Annotated in this window: 13 protein-coding genes; 4 read left to right on the plus strand and 9 right to left on the minus strand. The window is 69.4% G+C overall.

What is annotated here, in order from left to right:
• The 4 genes from C6V83_RS05365 to C6V83_RS05380 all read right to left on the minus strand — a co-directional run bounded on the left by C6V83_RS05365 (position 1) and on the right by C6V83_RS05380 (position 4,644).
• Complete coding sequence (locus C6V83_RS05365; RefSeq protein ID WP_105941526.1) at positions 1-1,704, minus strand: alpha/beta hydrolase; 1,704 nt, start codon at positions 1,702-1,704, stop codon at positions 1-3.
• Positions 1,701-1,991 carry a hypothetical protein gene (locus tag C6V83_RS05370; RefSeq protein WP_105941527.1) on the minus strand — a complete coding sequence of 97 codons (291 nt, stop codon included), beginning with the start codon at positions 1,989-1,991 and terminating at the stop codon, positions 1,701-1,703. The genes C6V83_RS05365 and C6V83_RS05370 overlap by 4 nt, the downstream gene beginning before the upstream one ends.
• Positions 1,992-2,126: 135 nt before the next feature.
• Positions 2,127-3,611 (minus strand): 4Fe-4S binding protein, encoded by a 1,485-nt coding sequence (locus C6V83_RS05375; protein WP_105941528.1) that lies wholly within the window; start codon positions 3,609-3,611, stop codon positions 2,127-2,129.
• 19 nt (positions 3,612-3,630) lie between these two features.
• Complete coding sequence (locus C6V83_RS05380; protein ID WP_105943736.1) at positions 3,631-4,644, minus strand: AurF N-oxygenase family protein; 1,014 nt, start codon at positions 4,642-4,644, stop codon at positions 3,631-3,633.
• Between the two features lie 165 nt (positions 4,645-4,809).
• Here C6V83_RS05380 and C6V83_RS05385 point away from each other — a divergent pair, with 165 nt between their 5' ends.
• Positions 4,810-6,504, plus strand: a complete 1,695-nt coding sequence (locus tag C6V83_RS05385; protein WP_105941529.1) for a cation:proton antiporter — start codon at positions 4,810-4,812, stop codon at positions 6,502-6,504.
• Here C6V83_RS05385 and C6V83_RS05390 read toward each other — a convergent pair.
• Together C6V83_RS05390 and C6V83_RS05395 are read right to left on the minus strand one after the other, a co-directional pair.
• Positions 6,494-7,726 (minus strand): MFS transporter, encoded by a 1,233-nt coding sequence (locus tag C6V83_RS05390; protein WP_105941530.1) that lies wholly within the window; start codon positions 7,724-7,726, stop codon positions 6,494-6,496. The two genes, C6V83_RS05385 and C6V83_RS05390, sit on opposite strands and share 11 nt — an antisense overlap.
• 30 nt (positions 7,727-7,756) lie before the next feature.
• Positions 7,757-8,629, minus strand: a complete 873-nt coding sequence (locus tag C6V83_RS05395; protein WP_105941531.1) for a universal stress protein — start codon at positions 8,627-8,629, stop codon at positions 7,757-7,759.
• A gap of 146 nt (positions 8,630-8,775) precedes the next feature.
• Between C6V83_RS05395 and C6V83_RS05400 the strand changes: the two genes are divergently transcribed.
• Positions 8,776-9,141, plus strand: a complete 366-nt coding sequence (locus C6V83_RS05400) for a hypothetical protein (RefSeq protein ID WP_105941532.1) — start codon at positions 8,776-8,778, stop codon at positions 9,139-9,141.
• A gap of 24 nt (positions 9,142-9,165) precedes the next feature.
• Here the strand turns inward: C6V83_RS05400 and C6V83_RS05405 are convergent, their stop codons facing one another.
• A complete protein-coding gene (locus C6V83_RS05405; RefSeq protein ID WP_234353953.1) occupies positions 9,166-10,725 on the minus strand; it encodes a dolichyl-phosphate-mannose--protein mannosyltransferase in 1,560 nt (519 codons plus the stop codon).
• Positions 10,726-10,744: 19 nt separating this feature from the next.
• On the opposite strand from C6V83_RS05405, the gene rsmI reads away from it, so the two are divergent.
• Together rsmI and C6V83_RS05415 are read left to right on the plus strand one after the other, a co-directional pair.
• The gene (rsmI, locus tag C6V83_RS05410; RefSeq protein ID WP_105941534.1) at positions 10,745-11,614 is read left to right on the plus strand and encodes a 16S rRNA (cytidine(1402)-2'-O)-methyltransferase; all 870 of its coding nucleotides are present in this window, start codon (positions 10,745-10,747) and stop codon (positions 11,612-11,614) included.
• A gap of 995 nt (positions 11,615-12,609) precedes the next feature.
• The gene (locus tag C6V83_RS05415; RefSeq protein WP_105941535.1) at positions 12,610-12,912 is read left to right on the plus strand and encodes a GIY-YIG nuclease family protein; all 303 of its coding nucleotides are present in this window, start codon (positions 12,610-12,612) and stop codon (positions 12,910-12,912) included.
• Positions 12,913-13,115: 203 nt separating this feature from the next.
• On the opposite strand, the gene C6V83_RS05420 is transcribed toward C6V83_RS05415, so the two are convergent.
• Positions 13,116-14,366, minus strand: a complete 1,251-nt coding sequence (locus tag C6V83_RS05420) for an aminodeoxychorismate synthase component I (RefSeq protein WP_407646247.1) — start codon at positions 14,364-14,366, stop codon at positions 13,116-13,118.
• Between the two features lie 91 nt (positions 14,367-14,457).
• Positions 14,458-15,999 (minus strand): methionine--tRNA ligase, encoded by a 1,542-nt coding sequence (gene metG / locus C6V83_RS05425; RefSeq protein ID WP_105941536.1) that lies wholly within the window; start codon positions 15,997-15,999, stop codon positions 14,458-14,460.
• Positions 16,000-16,035: the final 36 nt, after the last annotated feature.

Here is a 16,035-nt window from a genome sequence, read left to right on the forward strand (position 1 = left end):
TCATCGTCCGAGCAGGCCGGGGAGCTTGAGCGAATCCCGCATGGCCCCTTTGAGGACCTCGCCCAGCGCGCCCGCCGCCGCATCCCGGAGTTGCTTCTGGCTGCTCTCCGGGAGTTCCGGGAGGTCCGGGGCGCGCTCGACGTACGACGTCGGCTGCCCGCCCGACACCACCGCCGCGATGTTCTCGAACGCCGTCGACCCCGGGTCGTCCAGGTAGTCGCTGTGCGACGACGCGCCCGCGACCAGCCGCCCGGGTAGTGCGCCTTGCGGCGAGTAGTACCCGGTGTCCAGGCGACGGATGCCGGGAGTCGAGTCGGGGTCGCCCCCGTGCACGGAGCCGCCGAACTTCTGCGCCCAGTGGATCGGGTCGCCCGGCGGCGTCAGCGAATACCGCTCGACGCCGGGAGGTCGCGGGAGGAGCTCGTCGTCGAGCGCGCCGGTGCCGGCGGACGACGCGAAGACGATGCGGTCCGCGCGCAGGCCGAGGACGTCGGCGGTGCCGACCACTGAACCCCCGTACGAGTGCCCGATGTAGGTGATCTCGGAGCCGGGGGCCGCCAGGGTCACCTCGGCGTCGAGTTCGCGGCCGAAGGACACCAGCGCCGGGGCCATCTTCCTCGCCGGGTCGGCGTCGACGGCGGTACCGTCGAAGGCGCCGAACTGATGCGCCTGGTGCCACGGCGGTGCCACGACTTGGGGGAACGCTCCGTCCGCGAACACGAACACCGGCGCGCCGGAGGCCCGGGCCAGGTCGAGGGCGCGTTGTCGCTGGCCGGTGCTCGATTCGAGGTTGGTCCCGGTTCCGGGCACCAGCACCGCGACGCCGCTGATCCCGGGGTGCACGTCGCCGACCTGCTCGATGAAGCTGCCGGCGCCCTTGTTCGAGAACGCGATGAACGTGCGCGGGACGGGTCGGCCGTCGACGCCGGCTGCGGGGGTGAGCATCCGTCGCAGTTCCTGCGCGCGGGGGCCGTCGCCGCGCCCGAGGGCGACCTCCAGGTGCAGGGCGCGCCGGATGTTGATCGCGTTCGCGGCGATCCGGGCCGGGAACGGCACACCGTCCAGATTGCCGAAGACATGCGGAGCGCCCTGGATCAGCGTGTCGGACTCTTTGGGAGACAGTGTCTCCCAGAATGCGCGACGTTGCTCCGGCGTCATCCGGAGGATCTTCCGGATCACCGTTGCCGGCGGCGCGAGACCCCCGTCCGGGTCGGGGATCATCTCTCCCGAGCCGGAGAGCAGTCCGCCGAGCTGCCGCAGTCGCCGGGCGAAGGACTCGTCGAGGTCGACCACGGTGGCGAGGGCTCCGCGGATCCGTGCGCCGAGATAGGCCGCATCAGCCTGTCTCCGGGGCGAGGCGTGGGAGACCTCGCCGTCGTCGGTGACGGCGAACCCGGCGAGGACCGCCGAGTCGACCAGCTGAAGCAGGAGCGCTCGGGCCGGGACCAGTTCGCTGCCGGCCTGTTTCGCCGCGTCGGCGGCGGCCTGCAGCATGTGCACCAGGCGTCGCCCAGACGCCGTGTAGGCGCCGACCCGCCGGCCGACTGCGGTCCGGGTGACGCCCTGCCAGGTGGGTGCGCCCGCGAGCGCGGACGCGACGGCGCCGGTGGAGTCGAGGACCTGCTGGGCGCCGGCGTCGACGGCCAGGGCACCCACTCCGAGCTGTTCCAGCCGCCACGCCCGGACCGCGGCGATGCCGCTCATCGTCCGTCGAGCGCGGACGCGACGGCTCCGGCCGCCTCGGCGTCGGCGTGGCGGGTCAGCTCGCTGAACCGGTGCACCGCGCTGCCGAGACGTTCGAAGGATCCGCCCAGGCGTGCGGTCGCCGTCTCGGCGGCGTGCGCGCAGTGCAGCAGGCCCGCGATGCTCGCGCTCCCGCCGGCCGCGCCGAGTCCGGAGCTGAAGTCCAGCGCGGAGACGATCGCGCCCTCCCGCTGCCACTGACCGGCGATCGCCCGGATCTGTGCCGGTGTGAGACTGAAGTTCGGCATGTGACGTCCCCCGTCGTCGTGAATGGTGATCTCTTCCCATTCACGCGCATGCGGGCGTCACGCGCATCCGGTTGTCCACAGCCTTGCCGCACCGGCCCCGGGTTGTCCACAGGGCCGACGCGACGGCCGGAGGTGTCAGCGCGCCAGGGCGGCCGCTTCCGCGAACAGTCCGGCCTCGGCGTCGGCGAGGAGGTTCTCGACGGTCTCGCGCGAATCGGTCTTGTTGGTGCCGATGAATCCGGTCGGGCCGCGCTTGATCCAGCCGGTCACGTACAAGCCGGGCACCGGATGCTGGTCGTTGACCACGCGTCCGGCGATGTTGGCGACCGTACCGCGGGCATCGTCGAACGGCAGGCCCGGGATGGGGCGGCCGCGGTAGCCGATCGCGGTGAACACCAGCCCGGCGGCCAGGTCGACGAACTCCTCGGTGCCGGTGCGCCGGAAGCGGACGCCTTCGGCCCGACCGTCGCCGAGCACGCACTCGGGCGTGAGGTGGAAGGCGAGCCGCAGATACGGCTCCTCAGGTACCGGGCGGGCGGCGAGCTCGCGCAGGAGCAGCACCTTCTCGGCGTTCTCCCTCTCGTGGACCACCGTGTCGTCGAGATGTTCCAGGTCCGCCGGATCCACCCAGACCCGGGCCGGGCCGTCCGCGAGTCCGATCAGTTCGGGGAGGGTGAAGGCGGCGTGCTCGGGGCCTCGGCGTCCCACGACGACGATCTCCCTGATCGACGAGTCGCGCAGTGCGGCAAGGGCTTCGAACGAGATGTCGGTGGTCGCAAGCCGGTTGGGGTCGGCGGTGAGGATCCGTGCGACGTCGAGTGCCACGTTGCCGTTGCCGATGACCACCGCGCGCTCGGAGTCCAGTTCCGGGCCGGCGTCGACGAAGTCGGGGTGACCGTTGTACCAGCCGACGACCGAGGTGGCGCTCTGTACGCCCGGCAGTTCGACGCCGGGGATCGCCAGCGGTCGGTCGGTGGGTGCGCCGCCGGCCCACAACACGGCGTGGTACTGCTCGCGCAGTTCGTCGAGCGTCACGTCGCGGCCCACCTCGACGTTCAGCAGAATCTCCAGATGCGGGCTCCGGGCGATGGTGTTGAACAGGTTCACCACGCTGCGCGTCGACTGGTGGTCGGGCGCCACGCCGAAGCGGGCGAGACCGAAGGGCTCGCTCAGACGCTCGTACATCGTCACGCGGACCTGCGGATTCTTGAGCAGTTCGTCGGCGGCGTACATGGCCGACGGGCCGGAGCCGACGATCGCGATGCGCAACGGGTCCGGAAGCCGATCACGCAGCCGCGGTTTGTCGATCGGTGCGAGCGGTTTACGCCAGAGCGCGTCGACCGGGAATCGCACCGCGTCCGCAGCCGGCTCGCTGTAGTGGCCGGCGTTGACGTCGGCGAAGCGCTTCTGCGTCTCCGGGATGCGGTGACCGGGGGAGATCGCACCGACCGGACAGGCCGTGACGCAGGCGCCGCAGTCGACGCAGGTCGACGGGTCGATGTAGAGCATCTCGGCGATGCCGAAATCGGGCTCGTCCGGGGTCGGGTGGATGCAGTTGACCGGGCAGGCGTAGACGCACGAGGCGTCGCCGCAACATGCCTGGGTGACGACGTGGGGCATGGGTGTTCGGGTCTCCGGTCTAGTGCGCGTCGTACGCGGGCTCGCTGCGGTAGCGCGACGAGCGGCCGTCGATGCCCAGCGCCTTCCAGATGCGGCGCGAGACCGGGTTCATCAGGCCGCACTGCTCGGCGAGCATGCGGACGTCGCCGAAGACGTCGACCAGGAAGCGCTCGGAGTCGTCGGACTTCCAGAACATCTCCTTCCAGACGTCTTTGGGGATGTCGAACTCCTTGGGGAACGCGGCCGGCGGCTTGGCGATCGCGCCGCACAGCACCCGCATGACGACCGGCATCGCCAGTGACAACGCGATCTTGGTCGGCTTGCTGCGGTGCGGGATGGTCTCGCGCAGGTGGTGGTGGGCGAAGGAGATGTGGCGGGCCTCCTCGGCCACGTGCAGTTCCATCACGGCAGCCATCACCGGGTGGACGTTGGCGCCGGCCCGCAGGAAGTCCTTCTGCAGGTGGTCGATGGGCTCCTCGCCGGCGAGGACGCCGAAGAAGAACACCGACGGGAAAATCGTGGAGAACAACGGGATGATCGGGTCGATGCGCCGCAGATGCGTCGGCATGCCCGGAACGTCCATTCCGATGCGGTTCACCATCTCCTGGAACATCAGGGTGTGGTTGCACTCTTCTTTGGATTCGTGCGTCACGTAGCGGAAGCGCTTGTCGCCGTTCTTGAGCTTGGACGCGTACTGAAGGAGGCCGCGGATCAGGATCGACTCGAACTGCAGGCCGACCTTGGCCACGTTCGACTGCCGCCACATGCCCATCTGGATCTGCTTCTCGATGGGCTGCGCCTTGTACCACGGGTGCTTGCCGACGGGGTCGACCTCGGGGTCGAGGATCCAGCGTTCGTCGTTCGGCACGATCGCCATCTCGGGCGCATCCCAGCCGATGTGGATGTAGGGGTCGAAGTTCCGGTGCACGGAGGCCGCAGAGAGGTCCTCGACGATCTGGTTGTAGTCGGCCTCGGTGCCCGTCTTGTCGGCGGGTGGCTCATACGCGATCGGCTGCGCCTTGGTGCTGGTCATCGTCATGCCCTTCCTGCCCCGCGCGACGATGCGCGAGAATGAGAACTTGTCCTAGTCCCAACGCTGACATCCACCGATGAATATGTCAACGAGCGATGGCAAGATCGAGGGGATTCGGCCGAGTGTCGTTGGCCGGGCGCGCGTTCGGCTGAGAGGCCAGTCACAATGATCTCCGTGGATCCGACCGAATACGTGACCATCGCCGTCGTCTGCGTCCTCGCCGTGACGGCTGCCAACACGCTGGCCCCGCGGTTGCGGATCGCCGCACCGTTGCTCCTGGTCGCGGTCGGTGTCGGGGTCAGCTTCGTCCCCCGGGTTCCGGAGATCAGTGTCAATCCGGAGATCATCCTGGTGCTGGTGTTGCCGCCGCTGCTCTACGCCGCGGCGCGGGCGATGCCGGTGATGGACTTCAAGCGCGACTTCGGGACCATCGGCGCGCTGTCGATCGTGCTGGTCCTGATCTCCTCGCTGGTCCTGGGGGCGTTCTTCACCGCGATCCTGCCGGACGTCGACTATGCGCTCGGAGTCGCGCTGGGCGCCATCCTCAGTCCGACCGATGCGGTGGCCACCGGCACCATCAAACGGCTCGGCGCGCCCAACCGGATCGTCACCGTGCTGAGCGGGGAGAGTCTGTTCAACGACGCCACGTCGCTGGTGCTCCTGCGCGCGGCGGTCGCGGCGACCGCCGGCGGCATCTCGCTCGGCGGAGTGGTCGTGAACTTCGTGTGGGCGATGGTCGGCGCGGTCCTGGTGGGCGCCGTCGTCGGTGCGCTGCTCGGCAGGCTCCAGGCGCGCATCCGGGTTCCCGCGCTGGCCACCGCGGTCTCGTTCACCGCCCCGTACATCGCCTTCGTCCCCGCCGAGCTGATCGGTGCGTCGGGCCTGGTGGGCGCGGTGGCCGCCGGTCTGGTGAGCAGTCGCATCGCCGTCCGCAGGCACAGTGCCGCACAACGAAGCTCGGATGCGCAGAACTGGCGGATGGTCGAAGTACTGCTCGAGGGCGGGGTGTTTCTGCTCATGGGCCTGGAACTGGCGACGCTGGTGACCGACGTGAGCCGCGAACACGACACCTGGCTGCACGCCCTGTGGCCGGCGGCGCTGGCGCTGACGCTCGCCCTCGTGGTCCGCGCGGTGTTCATGATGCCGCTGGTCTGGTGGCTCGACAAGCGCGCGGGCCGGCTGATCTCCCGCGAAGACTCGCTCGCGGCGCTCAAGGATGCGCTGTCGGACGGCCGGGCGGCCGAAGACACCGCGGCCCGCCGCTACCGCGTGGCGATCGACCGCCGACTCTCCGACATCGCCTACTACCGCACCGAGGCGATGGGCCCACGCGAGGGCATGGCCGTCGTGTGGGGAGGGCTGCGCGGCGTGGTGACCCTGGCCGCCGCGCAGACCCTGCCCGCGGAGACGCCGCACCGGTCGCTGCTCATCCTCATCGCCTTCTTCGTCGCCGGGTTGTCGTTGTCGATCCAGGGCGGACTGATGGCGCCGGTCCTCAGACTGCTGCGCCTGCCCGACCAGTCGGAGCAGGAGCGTGCCGAACGGGCGCGACTGCACGGTGAGATGCTCGACGTCGCCGGCCGCGTCCTCGACGATCCCCGGGTCATCGGCGACGATCCGGCGCTCGCCGAGCGGGTGCGCCTGGTGCGCGGACTCGAGACGCCCGACGTCGACGTCGAGCAGAACGCACTGGATACGCGGCTGAAGACCGCCGCGGAGCTGCGGCGGGTGCGCCTGACGGTGATCGAGGAACAGCGGCGACGGCTCCTGGGACTCCGGGAGCGACGTGCCTACAGTTCCGCTGCGCTGACCGCGGAACTGGCCAAGCTCGATGCCGAGGAGATCAGCCTCACTCTGTGACAGCCGGCTCGGCGTGCCGATCGGTCCGGGGATTGGTCTCGCGGGCGGCGAGCCACATCGCCAGGGCGACGGCGCAGACCAGCCCGGTGAGCACGAACGCCGGACCGAAGCCCCACCAGGTGGCGACCACGCCGGTGACGAGCGGGCCGATCACGGCCCCCAGGTCCGACGACATCCCGTAGGCCGCGAGCGCCGAGCCGCCGCGCTGACGGGCACCGAGGACATCGCCGAGCGCCGCCTGATGCGTGGGAGCGAAGAGTCCGGAGCCGATGCCGCCGATCGCCGTGAGCGCCAACGCGATCCAGATGTTCGGGGAGTAGCCGAGCGCTGCGGTCGATGCGGTCGCGATCGCCAGCCCGGGAATCAGCACGGGTCGCCGGCCGAAACGGTCGGAAAGCCGGCCTGCGGTGAGGATGGCGATCATGTTGCCGCCGGCGTAGAACGCCAGAATGATCCCCGCCCACGCCGCGGATGCGCCGAGTCCCTGGGTGACGAACAGCGGGACCAGGGCGATGCGCACGCCCATCGACGCCCAGCCCTGAGTGAAGTTCGACGCCAGGATGGCGCGGTAGGCGCTGTCCCGGCAGGCCGCGGCGAAGGTGACCGTCACGACACCGTCGGGTCTCGACCCGCTGCCCGGTCTGGACTCGACGGCATCGGCGGTCGGCGCCGGAACCGGCGGCATCATCGTCGCGACGCCGACCGCGGCGATCACCAGGGCGACCGCGTAGACGACGAAGGGCAACTGCAGGCCGAAACCCACCAGTGCCGCCCCGATGAGCGGCCCGGTCAGACTGCCGACCAGGAAACCCGCCGAGAAATAACCGGAAGCGCGTCCCCGGATCGCCGGCGGCGCCAGCCGGATCAGCAACGCCATCGCCGAGATGCTGAACATCGTCGAACCGATGCCGCCGGCGCCGCGGAACAGCAACAGCTGCCAGTAGCTGCCGGCGAAGGCGCAGGCGAAGGTGCTCACCGCGACGATGGCGAGACCGGTCAGATAGATCCGGCGTTCGCCGAGCACGGTCACCAGCCGCCCCGTCGCCGGGGCGAACAGCAGCCGCATCACGGCGAACGCGGAGATCACCGCGGTCACCGCCGTCACCGACACCCCGAAGGTGCTGGCGAAGATCGGCAGTGCCGGGGCGATCAGTCCGTAGCCGAGCGCGATGACGACATTGGCCGCCAGGAGGACCCAGAGACCGCGGGGGAGCTGACTCATTCCGCGGTGTCAGACGTCAGGGGAGTGCGGTCAGCTCTTGTGGCGGACGATCATGACCGGCACCTTGGCGTGGTGCAGCACCTTCTGGCTGCGCGAGCCCAGCAGCAGACCGGTGAAGCCGCCGCGTCCGCGGCTGCCCATCACGATCAGCGAGGCGGTGTCGTCGGCGGTGTCGAGGATGGCCTTGCCCGGCTCCTCCGGGATCACCACGCGCTCCACCTGGACGTCGGGGTAGTCGGTGCCGTAGCCGGCCATCCGCTCGGCGACGGCTTCGACCGCCTGCTCGCTCATCTGCTCGATCTCCTCGGCGGACAGTCCGAACCCGTGCAGCGCATCCGCGTCCAGCGGGGTCCAGGTGTGCACCGCGATCAGCTGGGCCTTGCGCAGATCGGCCTGCCGGTAGGCCTCGGCCACGGCCGGGTCGCTGATCTTGGAATCGTCGACGCCGACCACGACGGGGCCGTCGTTCAGCTTGGCGTCGGTCGGCACGATCACCACCTTGCTCTTGGCATGGGCTGCGACGCTGGTGCTGACCGATCCGAGGAACAGGCCCTTGAACCCGCCCAGGCCGCGGCTGCCGAGCACCACCATCTCGGCGTCGTTGCTGAAGTCGATCATCACGTGCGCGGCGTCGCCCTCGGCGATCGAGCCGTGGATGGTGATGCCCGGGGCGGCCTCATCGGCGACCTTCGCGGCGTCCTGCACGTACTTGCTGACCTCGCCGCGGATCGCGTCGATCACGTCCTGCGGGATCACCAGGCCGGGGGCGTAGTCACTGGTGGTGGTGGTGTACGCGGAGACGATCTTGAGGTCGGCGCCCTCGAGCTTGGCGGTCTGCGCCGCCCAGCGCACCGCGTTGACTGCTTCGGCCGAACCGTCGACACCGACAAGAATCACGCTCATCCTGAAATGCACATCCTCGATTGACTCCGGCCCGAGCACACCGGGCGATGGTGCTCGTAATCAAGCCTCACAGCCATTGTGTCGCATGGCCAAGACAGATGCACTCGCCGCGGGACTTTCGCCCCGCATCGCCTATCGTCGGACCCATGACTAGTCCCGGTCGGCCCGAGATCCCGCAGGAGGACCCGTACGACGAGGAGGGCCTGGAACCGCCTATGCCGCGCACCGAGATGCGCCAGACGGCGCTGTCGGTGGCGCTGACGGTCGTCGTGGCCGTGGTCCTGGTGGTCGCGGCGACGGGCACCGCGGGACTGCTGCACACGGTGCTGATCCTCGCGGCGCCCGGCGTGATCCTCGCGGGCGCCGTCTACGCCGGTGTGCGCGCGTACGGGACCTACCGGCGGGACGGCCGGTGGCAGGTGTGGCAGGGCGGCATGTGGTTCCTTACCATGCTCCTGCTGCTGTGGGGGCCGAGCGCGGTGACGTTCCTGATCGTGTCCGGCTCCGACTGAGGCCACGGCGTTGCGGGGGTGGTATCAGGTCCAGCTGGGCAACCAGAGCTGTACGTTCCACCACTCGTTGCTGATCGGCGCCCCGGTCAGCACGGGCCAGGCGAAGGCGAAGTTGGCGACCACGAGCGTGACGTACAGGCTGACCCCGGCCACAGCGAGGATCCGGCCCTGGGAGTATCTGCCACGCGCGGCCGCGGCGAGGACGTCGCCGCAGCACAGGGCGAGCCCCATCACCAGGAACGGTGCGATCGCCGTGGCGTAGAAGAAGTACATCTGGCGGTCGATCTCAGCGAACCACGGAAGGATCCCGGCGAGATAGGCCGCGAGCACCGCCTGATATCGCCAGTCTCGCCGGAAGATCGCCCGCCACAACGCCCACGCGAGCATCGGCAGCGCCAGCCACCACAGCGCCGGCGTGCCGATCAGCATCTGGGCCCGGATGCAATCGCCGCCGCCGCATTGATCCGGGCCGTACGAGATCGCGTAGAGCATCGGCCGCAGCGCCATCGGCCAGGTCCAGGGCTTGGACTCCCACGGGTGGTCGTTGCCCGCGGCGTTGGTGAGGCCGGCGTGGAACTCCAGGATCCCGGACTCGTAGTACCAGAACGAACGCAACGCGGCCGGGACCCACGCCCACGGTCCGTCGGTTCCCACCTCGGTACCCACCACGTAGCGATAGACCGAGGTCTCCGAACGGAACCAGACGGCGAAGGTCGCCAGGTAGATCAGCACCGGGAGCACGGCGAGGGAGGCGACGGTGGGGACGCCGTCGCGCAGCAGCGCACCCCGCCAGGGACGGGTGACGTGATAGGCCTTGCGCGCCTGGACGTCGAACCAGAGCGACAGCACCGTGTAGACGATGACGAAGTAGATGCCCGACCACTTGGTGCCGCAGGCCAGACCGAGGCTGACGCCCGCGGCGAAGCGGTACCAGCGGAAGCCCATCCGAGGGCCGAAGACGCTGTCGTGGATCCGGCCCTCGCGATAGACGCGGTCCATGCGCTCGCGCACCTGGTCACGGTCGGCGATCAGCGCGGCGAAGGCGACGACGACGAACAGCGCCTGGAAGATGTCGAGCATGCCCATCCGGGACTGGACGAACAGCACACCGTCGCAGATCGCGAACAGCCCGGCGATCGCACCGATGAGCGTCGATCGGGTCATCCGCCGCACGCACAGGTAGATCGCCAGCACGATCACCACGCCGGACACGGCCGCGGTGAAGCGCCAGCCCATCGGGTTGTAGCCGAACAGCGCCTCGCCGATCGCCAGCATCCACTTGCCGACCGGCGGATGCACCACCAGTCCGTAAGCGGGGTTGTCCTCGATCAGCCCGCCGCCGGTCAGCACCTGCCAGCCCTGCGGCACGTAGTGCTTCTCGTCGAACACCGGAGTGCCCTTGTCGGTGGGATGCGTCAGATCCCAGAAGCGCGTGACGAACGCCAGGACGACGAGGACCAGCCCGACCACGGCGCCGCGGTCGCGGTCGCTCGCGCCGAACACCGGCTCGGGGATCTCCGGACCGGGTGCGGTGCCGAGGGCCTCGACGGGCGCGCGGGGTGCGACGGTCGCGCGATCGGCCAGGGCTTGACTCACCAGCCCGATGGTAGAGGAAGGTAGGTTGACTCAGGTGAGTGGAGCACTGGTGCTGGCCGGCACACCGATGGGGCAGCCCGGCGATGCGTCGCCGCGGCTGCGGGAGGCGCTGGCGACGGCCGACGTCGTCGCCGCCGAGGACACCCGGCGCGCTCGTTCACTGGCGGCGGCCCTCGAGGTGGCCATCGGCGGCCGCCTGGTCAGCTACTACGACCACGTCGAGGCGCAGCGCGCTCCCCAGCTGGTGGAGGCGATCGCCGGAGGGGCGACGGTGCTGCTGATCACCGACGCCGGCATGCCGTCGGTCAGCGACCCCGGGTTCCGGCTGGTCTCCGCGTGCGCGGAAGCCGGGTTGAGGGTGACGTGCCTCCCCGGCCCGTCCGCGGTGACCACGGCGCTCGCACTCTCGGCGTTGCCGTCCGAGCGCTTCTGCTTCGACGGCTTCGCACCGCGGAAGCCGGGGGCCCGCCGGGACTGGCTGGCGTCGCTGCGCTCGGAGCCGCGCACCGTCGTCTTCTTCGAGTCGCCGCACCGCCTCGCGCAGACGCTCGCCGATGCGGCCGAGGTGCTGGGCGCAGATCGCCGGGCCGCAGTGTGCCGGGAGCTGACGAAGACCTACGAAGAGGTACGACGAGGAGGGCTCGCCGAGCTCGCCGCGTGGGCCGCCGACGGGGTGAAGGGGGAGATCACCGTCGTCGTCGCCGGTGCTTCCGAGTTCGATGCCGAGGCCGATCTGGACGCGGTGGCTGCGCGGGCCGCCGAACTCGCCGAGGAGGGGGCACGCTTGAAGGACGCGTGCGAGCAGGCCGCGTCCGGCACCCCGTTCAGCAAGCGCGAGATCTACGAGGCGGTCCTGTCCTCGCGTCGCGACTCGTGAGGTTGTCGTTCGCTCCGTGAGTATGTCCGTTCGCTCCGCGGGGTCCGTTCGCTCCTTGAGCCTGCCTGTTCGCTCCTTGAGCCTGCCTGTTCGCTCCTTGAGCTTGTCGAAAGGTCGATGGCGTTTCGACTCGTGCTCGGCTGGCGCCTCGCCCGGCTCAACGGGCGGCAACGCGCCTTGAGCTTGTCTGTTCGCTCCTTGAGCTTGCCTGTTCGCTCCTTGAGCCTGCCTGTTCGCTCCTTGAGCTTGTCGAAAGGTCGATGCCGTTTCGACTCGTGCTCGGCTGGCGCCTCGCCCGGCTCAACGGGCGGCAACGCTCCTTGAGCTTGCCTGTTCGCTCCTTGAGCTTGCCTATTCGCTCCTTGAGCCTGCCTGTTCGCTCCTTGAGCTTGTCGAAAGGTCGATGGCGTTTCGACTCGTGCTCGGCTGGCGCCTCGCCCGGCTCAACGGGCGGCAACGCTCCTTGAGCTTGCCTGTTCGCTCCTTGAGCCTGCCTGTTCGCTCCCTGAGCTTGTCTGTTCGCTCCTTGAGCTTGTCGAAAGGTCGATGGCGTTTCGACTCGTGCTCGGCTGGCGCCTCGCCCGGCTCAACGGGCGGCAACGCGCCTTGAGCCTGCCTGTTCGCTCCTTGAGCTTGTCTGTTCGCTCCTTGAGCTTGTCGAAAGGTCGATGGCGTTTCGACTCGTGCTCGGCTGGCGCCTCGCCCGGCTCAACGGGCGGCAACGCGCCTTGATCGTGCCTGTTCGCTCCTTGAGCTTGTCTGTTCGCTCCTTGAGCTTGTCGAAAGGTCGATGGCGTTTCGACTCGTGCTCGGCTGGCGCCTCGCCCGGCTCAACGGGCGGCAACGCTCCTTGAGCTTGTCTGTTCGCTCCTTGAGCTTGTCGAAAGGTCGATGCGCCGCGCGATGGGCCGAGTTGTCCACAGGACATCTCGCGCGGCGTACGCGGCTGTGGACACTGGTCGAGCCTGTCGCCGGGAGACGGCGATACTCGATACATGGGGGCTTACGTGTACATACTCAGATGCGCGGACGGCAGCTTGTACGTCGGGAGCACGCGGGATCTCGGGCCGCGCATCGAGCAGCATCAGAGCGGCCGCGGCGCGGCCTATACGGCCAAGCGGCTCCCGGTGGAGCTCGCCTTCAGCCAGGAGTTCGAGTGCATCTCCGACGCATGGGCGATGGAGCGCAAGCTGCACGGCTGGAGTCGGGCGAAGCGTCAAGCGGTGATCGACGGACGGTTCGACCTGCTGCCAGGGTTGTCGACCCGGCGCTCGGCGAAGCGCTCGACGCCGGAGTGAGCGTGTCGCTCCTTGAGCTTGTCGAAAGGTCGAGGGACGTTTCGACACGGGCTCGGCTGGCGCCTCGCCCGGCTCAACGAGCGGTAACGCTCCTTGAGCTTGTCGAAAGGTCGAGGGACGTTTCGACACGGGCTCGGCTGGCGCCTCGCCCGGCTCAACGAGCGAAGCGGCGCTCCTTGAGCTTGTCGAAAGGTATCGGCAGGTCAACTGGTATGCGAGACGATGGCGGCGGCTTTGTCGAGGCACTCCTGCCACTCGGCGGCGGGGTCGCTGTCGTAGGTGATGCCCCCGCCGACGCCCAGAGTCATCGCCCCGTCGGGGGTGATCTGCACGGTGCGGATGGCGACGTTCAGATCGAGCAGTCCGTCGGGGCCCGCGATGCCGACGGCGCCGCAGTACACCCCGCGGCCGTACGCCTCCCACTCCGCGATCAGTTCGGCGGCCCGGATCTTCGGGGTGCCGGTCACCGACGCCGGGGGGAAGGTCGCCTCCAAGAGTGCGTCGTTGCCGACGGCGGCCGGCAGTTCCGCGGAGACCGTCGAGACCAGGTGCCACACGCCGGGAGCGCCGACGATCGTGAGCAGCTCCGGAACCCGGACGCTGCCGGTCGCGGCGACGCGCCCCAGGTCGTTGCGGACCAGGTCGACGATCATCACGTTCTCGGCGATGTCCTTGGCCGACTCGGCGAGCACCAGGGGGTCGACGTCGAGCGGGACGGTGCCCTTGATCGGTGACGACGTGACCGTCCCGCCGCGACGGGACAGGAAGGACTCCGGCGACAGGCTCACCACCGAGCCGTGCGCGCCGTGGAGAAAGGCGGCCTTCGCGGGCTTGGTGGCGGCCGCCAGGTCGGCGAAGTAGCGATGCGGCGAGCCGGCCAGCCTTCCGGTGAAGCGGGTGCAGATGCACGCCTGGTACACCTCGCCGGCGGCGATGGCCTCGCGGCAGGCGGCGACGGCGGCGAGATGCGGTTCCCGCTCCGGCGGGGTCCACTCGGCTGTCCACGGTGGGGTATCGACACGGTTCGACGGTCCGCTCCTCACCTGCTCAACCATCGATCTGGAGGGCTCGACCATCGATGCGGGAGGCTCGGGTCGAAACCACGCCTCAAGGGAGGAGCACACCCAGGAGGGGCATTCGGCGCCGACGGGCGACCACCACGACCACTCGCCGTCGCGCAGGAGGAGCACGCCGTCGGTCAGACCGCCCGCGACTTCCGGGAGCGGCCCCTGCCCGGCCCGCACGGGAAAGCCGAGGTGGCCCAGCCAGAAGCGGTCGGGCCGGTCGGGCGGACGCAGTCCGGGGACGATCTCGAGCGAGGGGGCGATCACGGCGTCGGCATCGCACCAGTCGCCGATCAGTGCAGCGGGTCCGGGCAGGCCCTCCGTTTCGGCGCGCGCGGTCAACGCCTGGAACAGGTCCAGACCGGGCGGCGTGTCGACACGGTGCGTCACGGGACCTCGACAGGGGCGTGGTCTCGATACGCTGCTCGCCCCAAGGGGCTCGTCGCTACTCGACCACCAAGGAACACCGCCATGGAACGGGTCAGTCCTGCACCGCGAGCTCGACGCGGGGGAAGACCGGGGCCGGCTTGGGGAGCGCGGTGCCCGGCTGCAGGCGAGTCTGGATCGCGGCGAAGTCGCGGTGGTCGTCGTTCACGGCCAGCAGGTCCAGGACGGTGCCGGTCGCCGTCGGCATCACCGGCTGCGCCAGCAGCGTGACGATGCGGATCACCTCGGCGCACACGTAGAGGACCGTGCCGGTGCGCTCGCGGTCGGTCTTGGCCAGCTTCCACGGCTCCTGCGCGGAGATGTACCGGTTGGTCGCCGCGAGCGTCGACCACAGCGCCTCCAGGCCGAGATGGATCGCCTGGACGTCGAAGTGCTCGCGGACGGTGGGCAGCAGCGTCGCGGCACGGTCGAGCAGGGCGCGGTCCTCGGCGGTGAACTCGCAGGGATCGGGGACTGCCGAGTCGAAGTACTTGCCGATCATGCTGAGCGTGCGCTGCGCCAGGTTGCCGTACTCGTTGGCCAGGTCGGCGTTGATCCGCGCGACGATGGCCTCCGCCGAGTACGAGCCGTCCTGCCCGTAGCTCACCTCGCGGAGGAAGAAGAACCGCACCGGGTCGACGCCGAACTCGTCGATCAGCACGTCCGGATCGATCACGTTGCCGATCGACTTGCTCATCTTCTCGCCGTTGTTGAAGAGGAAGCCGTGCGCGAACACCCGCTTGGGCAGGTCGATCCCGGCGCTCATCAGGAACGCCGGCCAGTACACGCAGTGGAACCGGATGATGTCCTTGCCGATCACGTGCAGATCGGCGGGCCAATACTTGGCGAAGGTCTCCGGGTCGTCCGGGAATCCCGCGCCCGTCAGGTAGTTCGTGAGGGCGTCGACCCAGACGTACATCACGTGCGCGTCGTCGCCGGGCACCGTGACACCCCAGTCGAAGGTGGTGCGCGAGACCGACAGATCCTTCAGGCCGCCGGCGACGAAGCTGCGGACCTCGTTGCGCCGCACGTCGGGGCCGATGAACTCCGGATGCTCGTCGTACAGCGCGAGCAGCCGGTCCTGGTACGCCGACAGCCGGAAGAAGTAGGTCTGTTCCTCGGTCCAGGTGAGCACGTGGCCGTTCTCGGCCGCGACGCGGTCGCCGTTCTCGTCGACGCGGGTGTCGTCGGTGTTGACGAAGGTCTCGTCGCGCACGTCGTACCAGCCCGAGTACGAGTCCTGGTAGATGTCGCCGGCGTCGACCATCCGCTGCCAGATCTCCTGCGAGGCCCGGTGATGATCGTCGTCGGTGGTACGGATGAAGCGGTCGAACGACGACCCCAGCCGCTCCTGCAGCGCCTGGAACCGGCTCGAGTTGCGCGCCGCCAGCTCGCCGGTCGGGATCCCCTCCGCCTGCGCGGTCTGCTGCATCTTCTGACCGTGCTCGTCGGTGCCGGTGAGGAACCGGACGTCATAACCGTCGAGGCGCTTGAAGCGGGCCAGCGCGTCCGCCGAGATGTACTCGTAGGCATGACCGATGTGCGGTGCGCCGTTCGGGTACGCGATGGCGGTGGTGAGATAGAAGGCAGGTCGCATAGTGCCTATGAGGATAGCGGTGCCGACCGGCCCGGC

This window comes from Gordonia iterans, assembly GCF_002993285.1.
In the GTDB taxonomy this organism is placed as follows: Bacteria; Actinomycetota; Actinomycetes; order Mycobacteriales; family Mycobacteriaceae; genus Gordonia; species Gordonia iterans.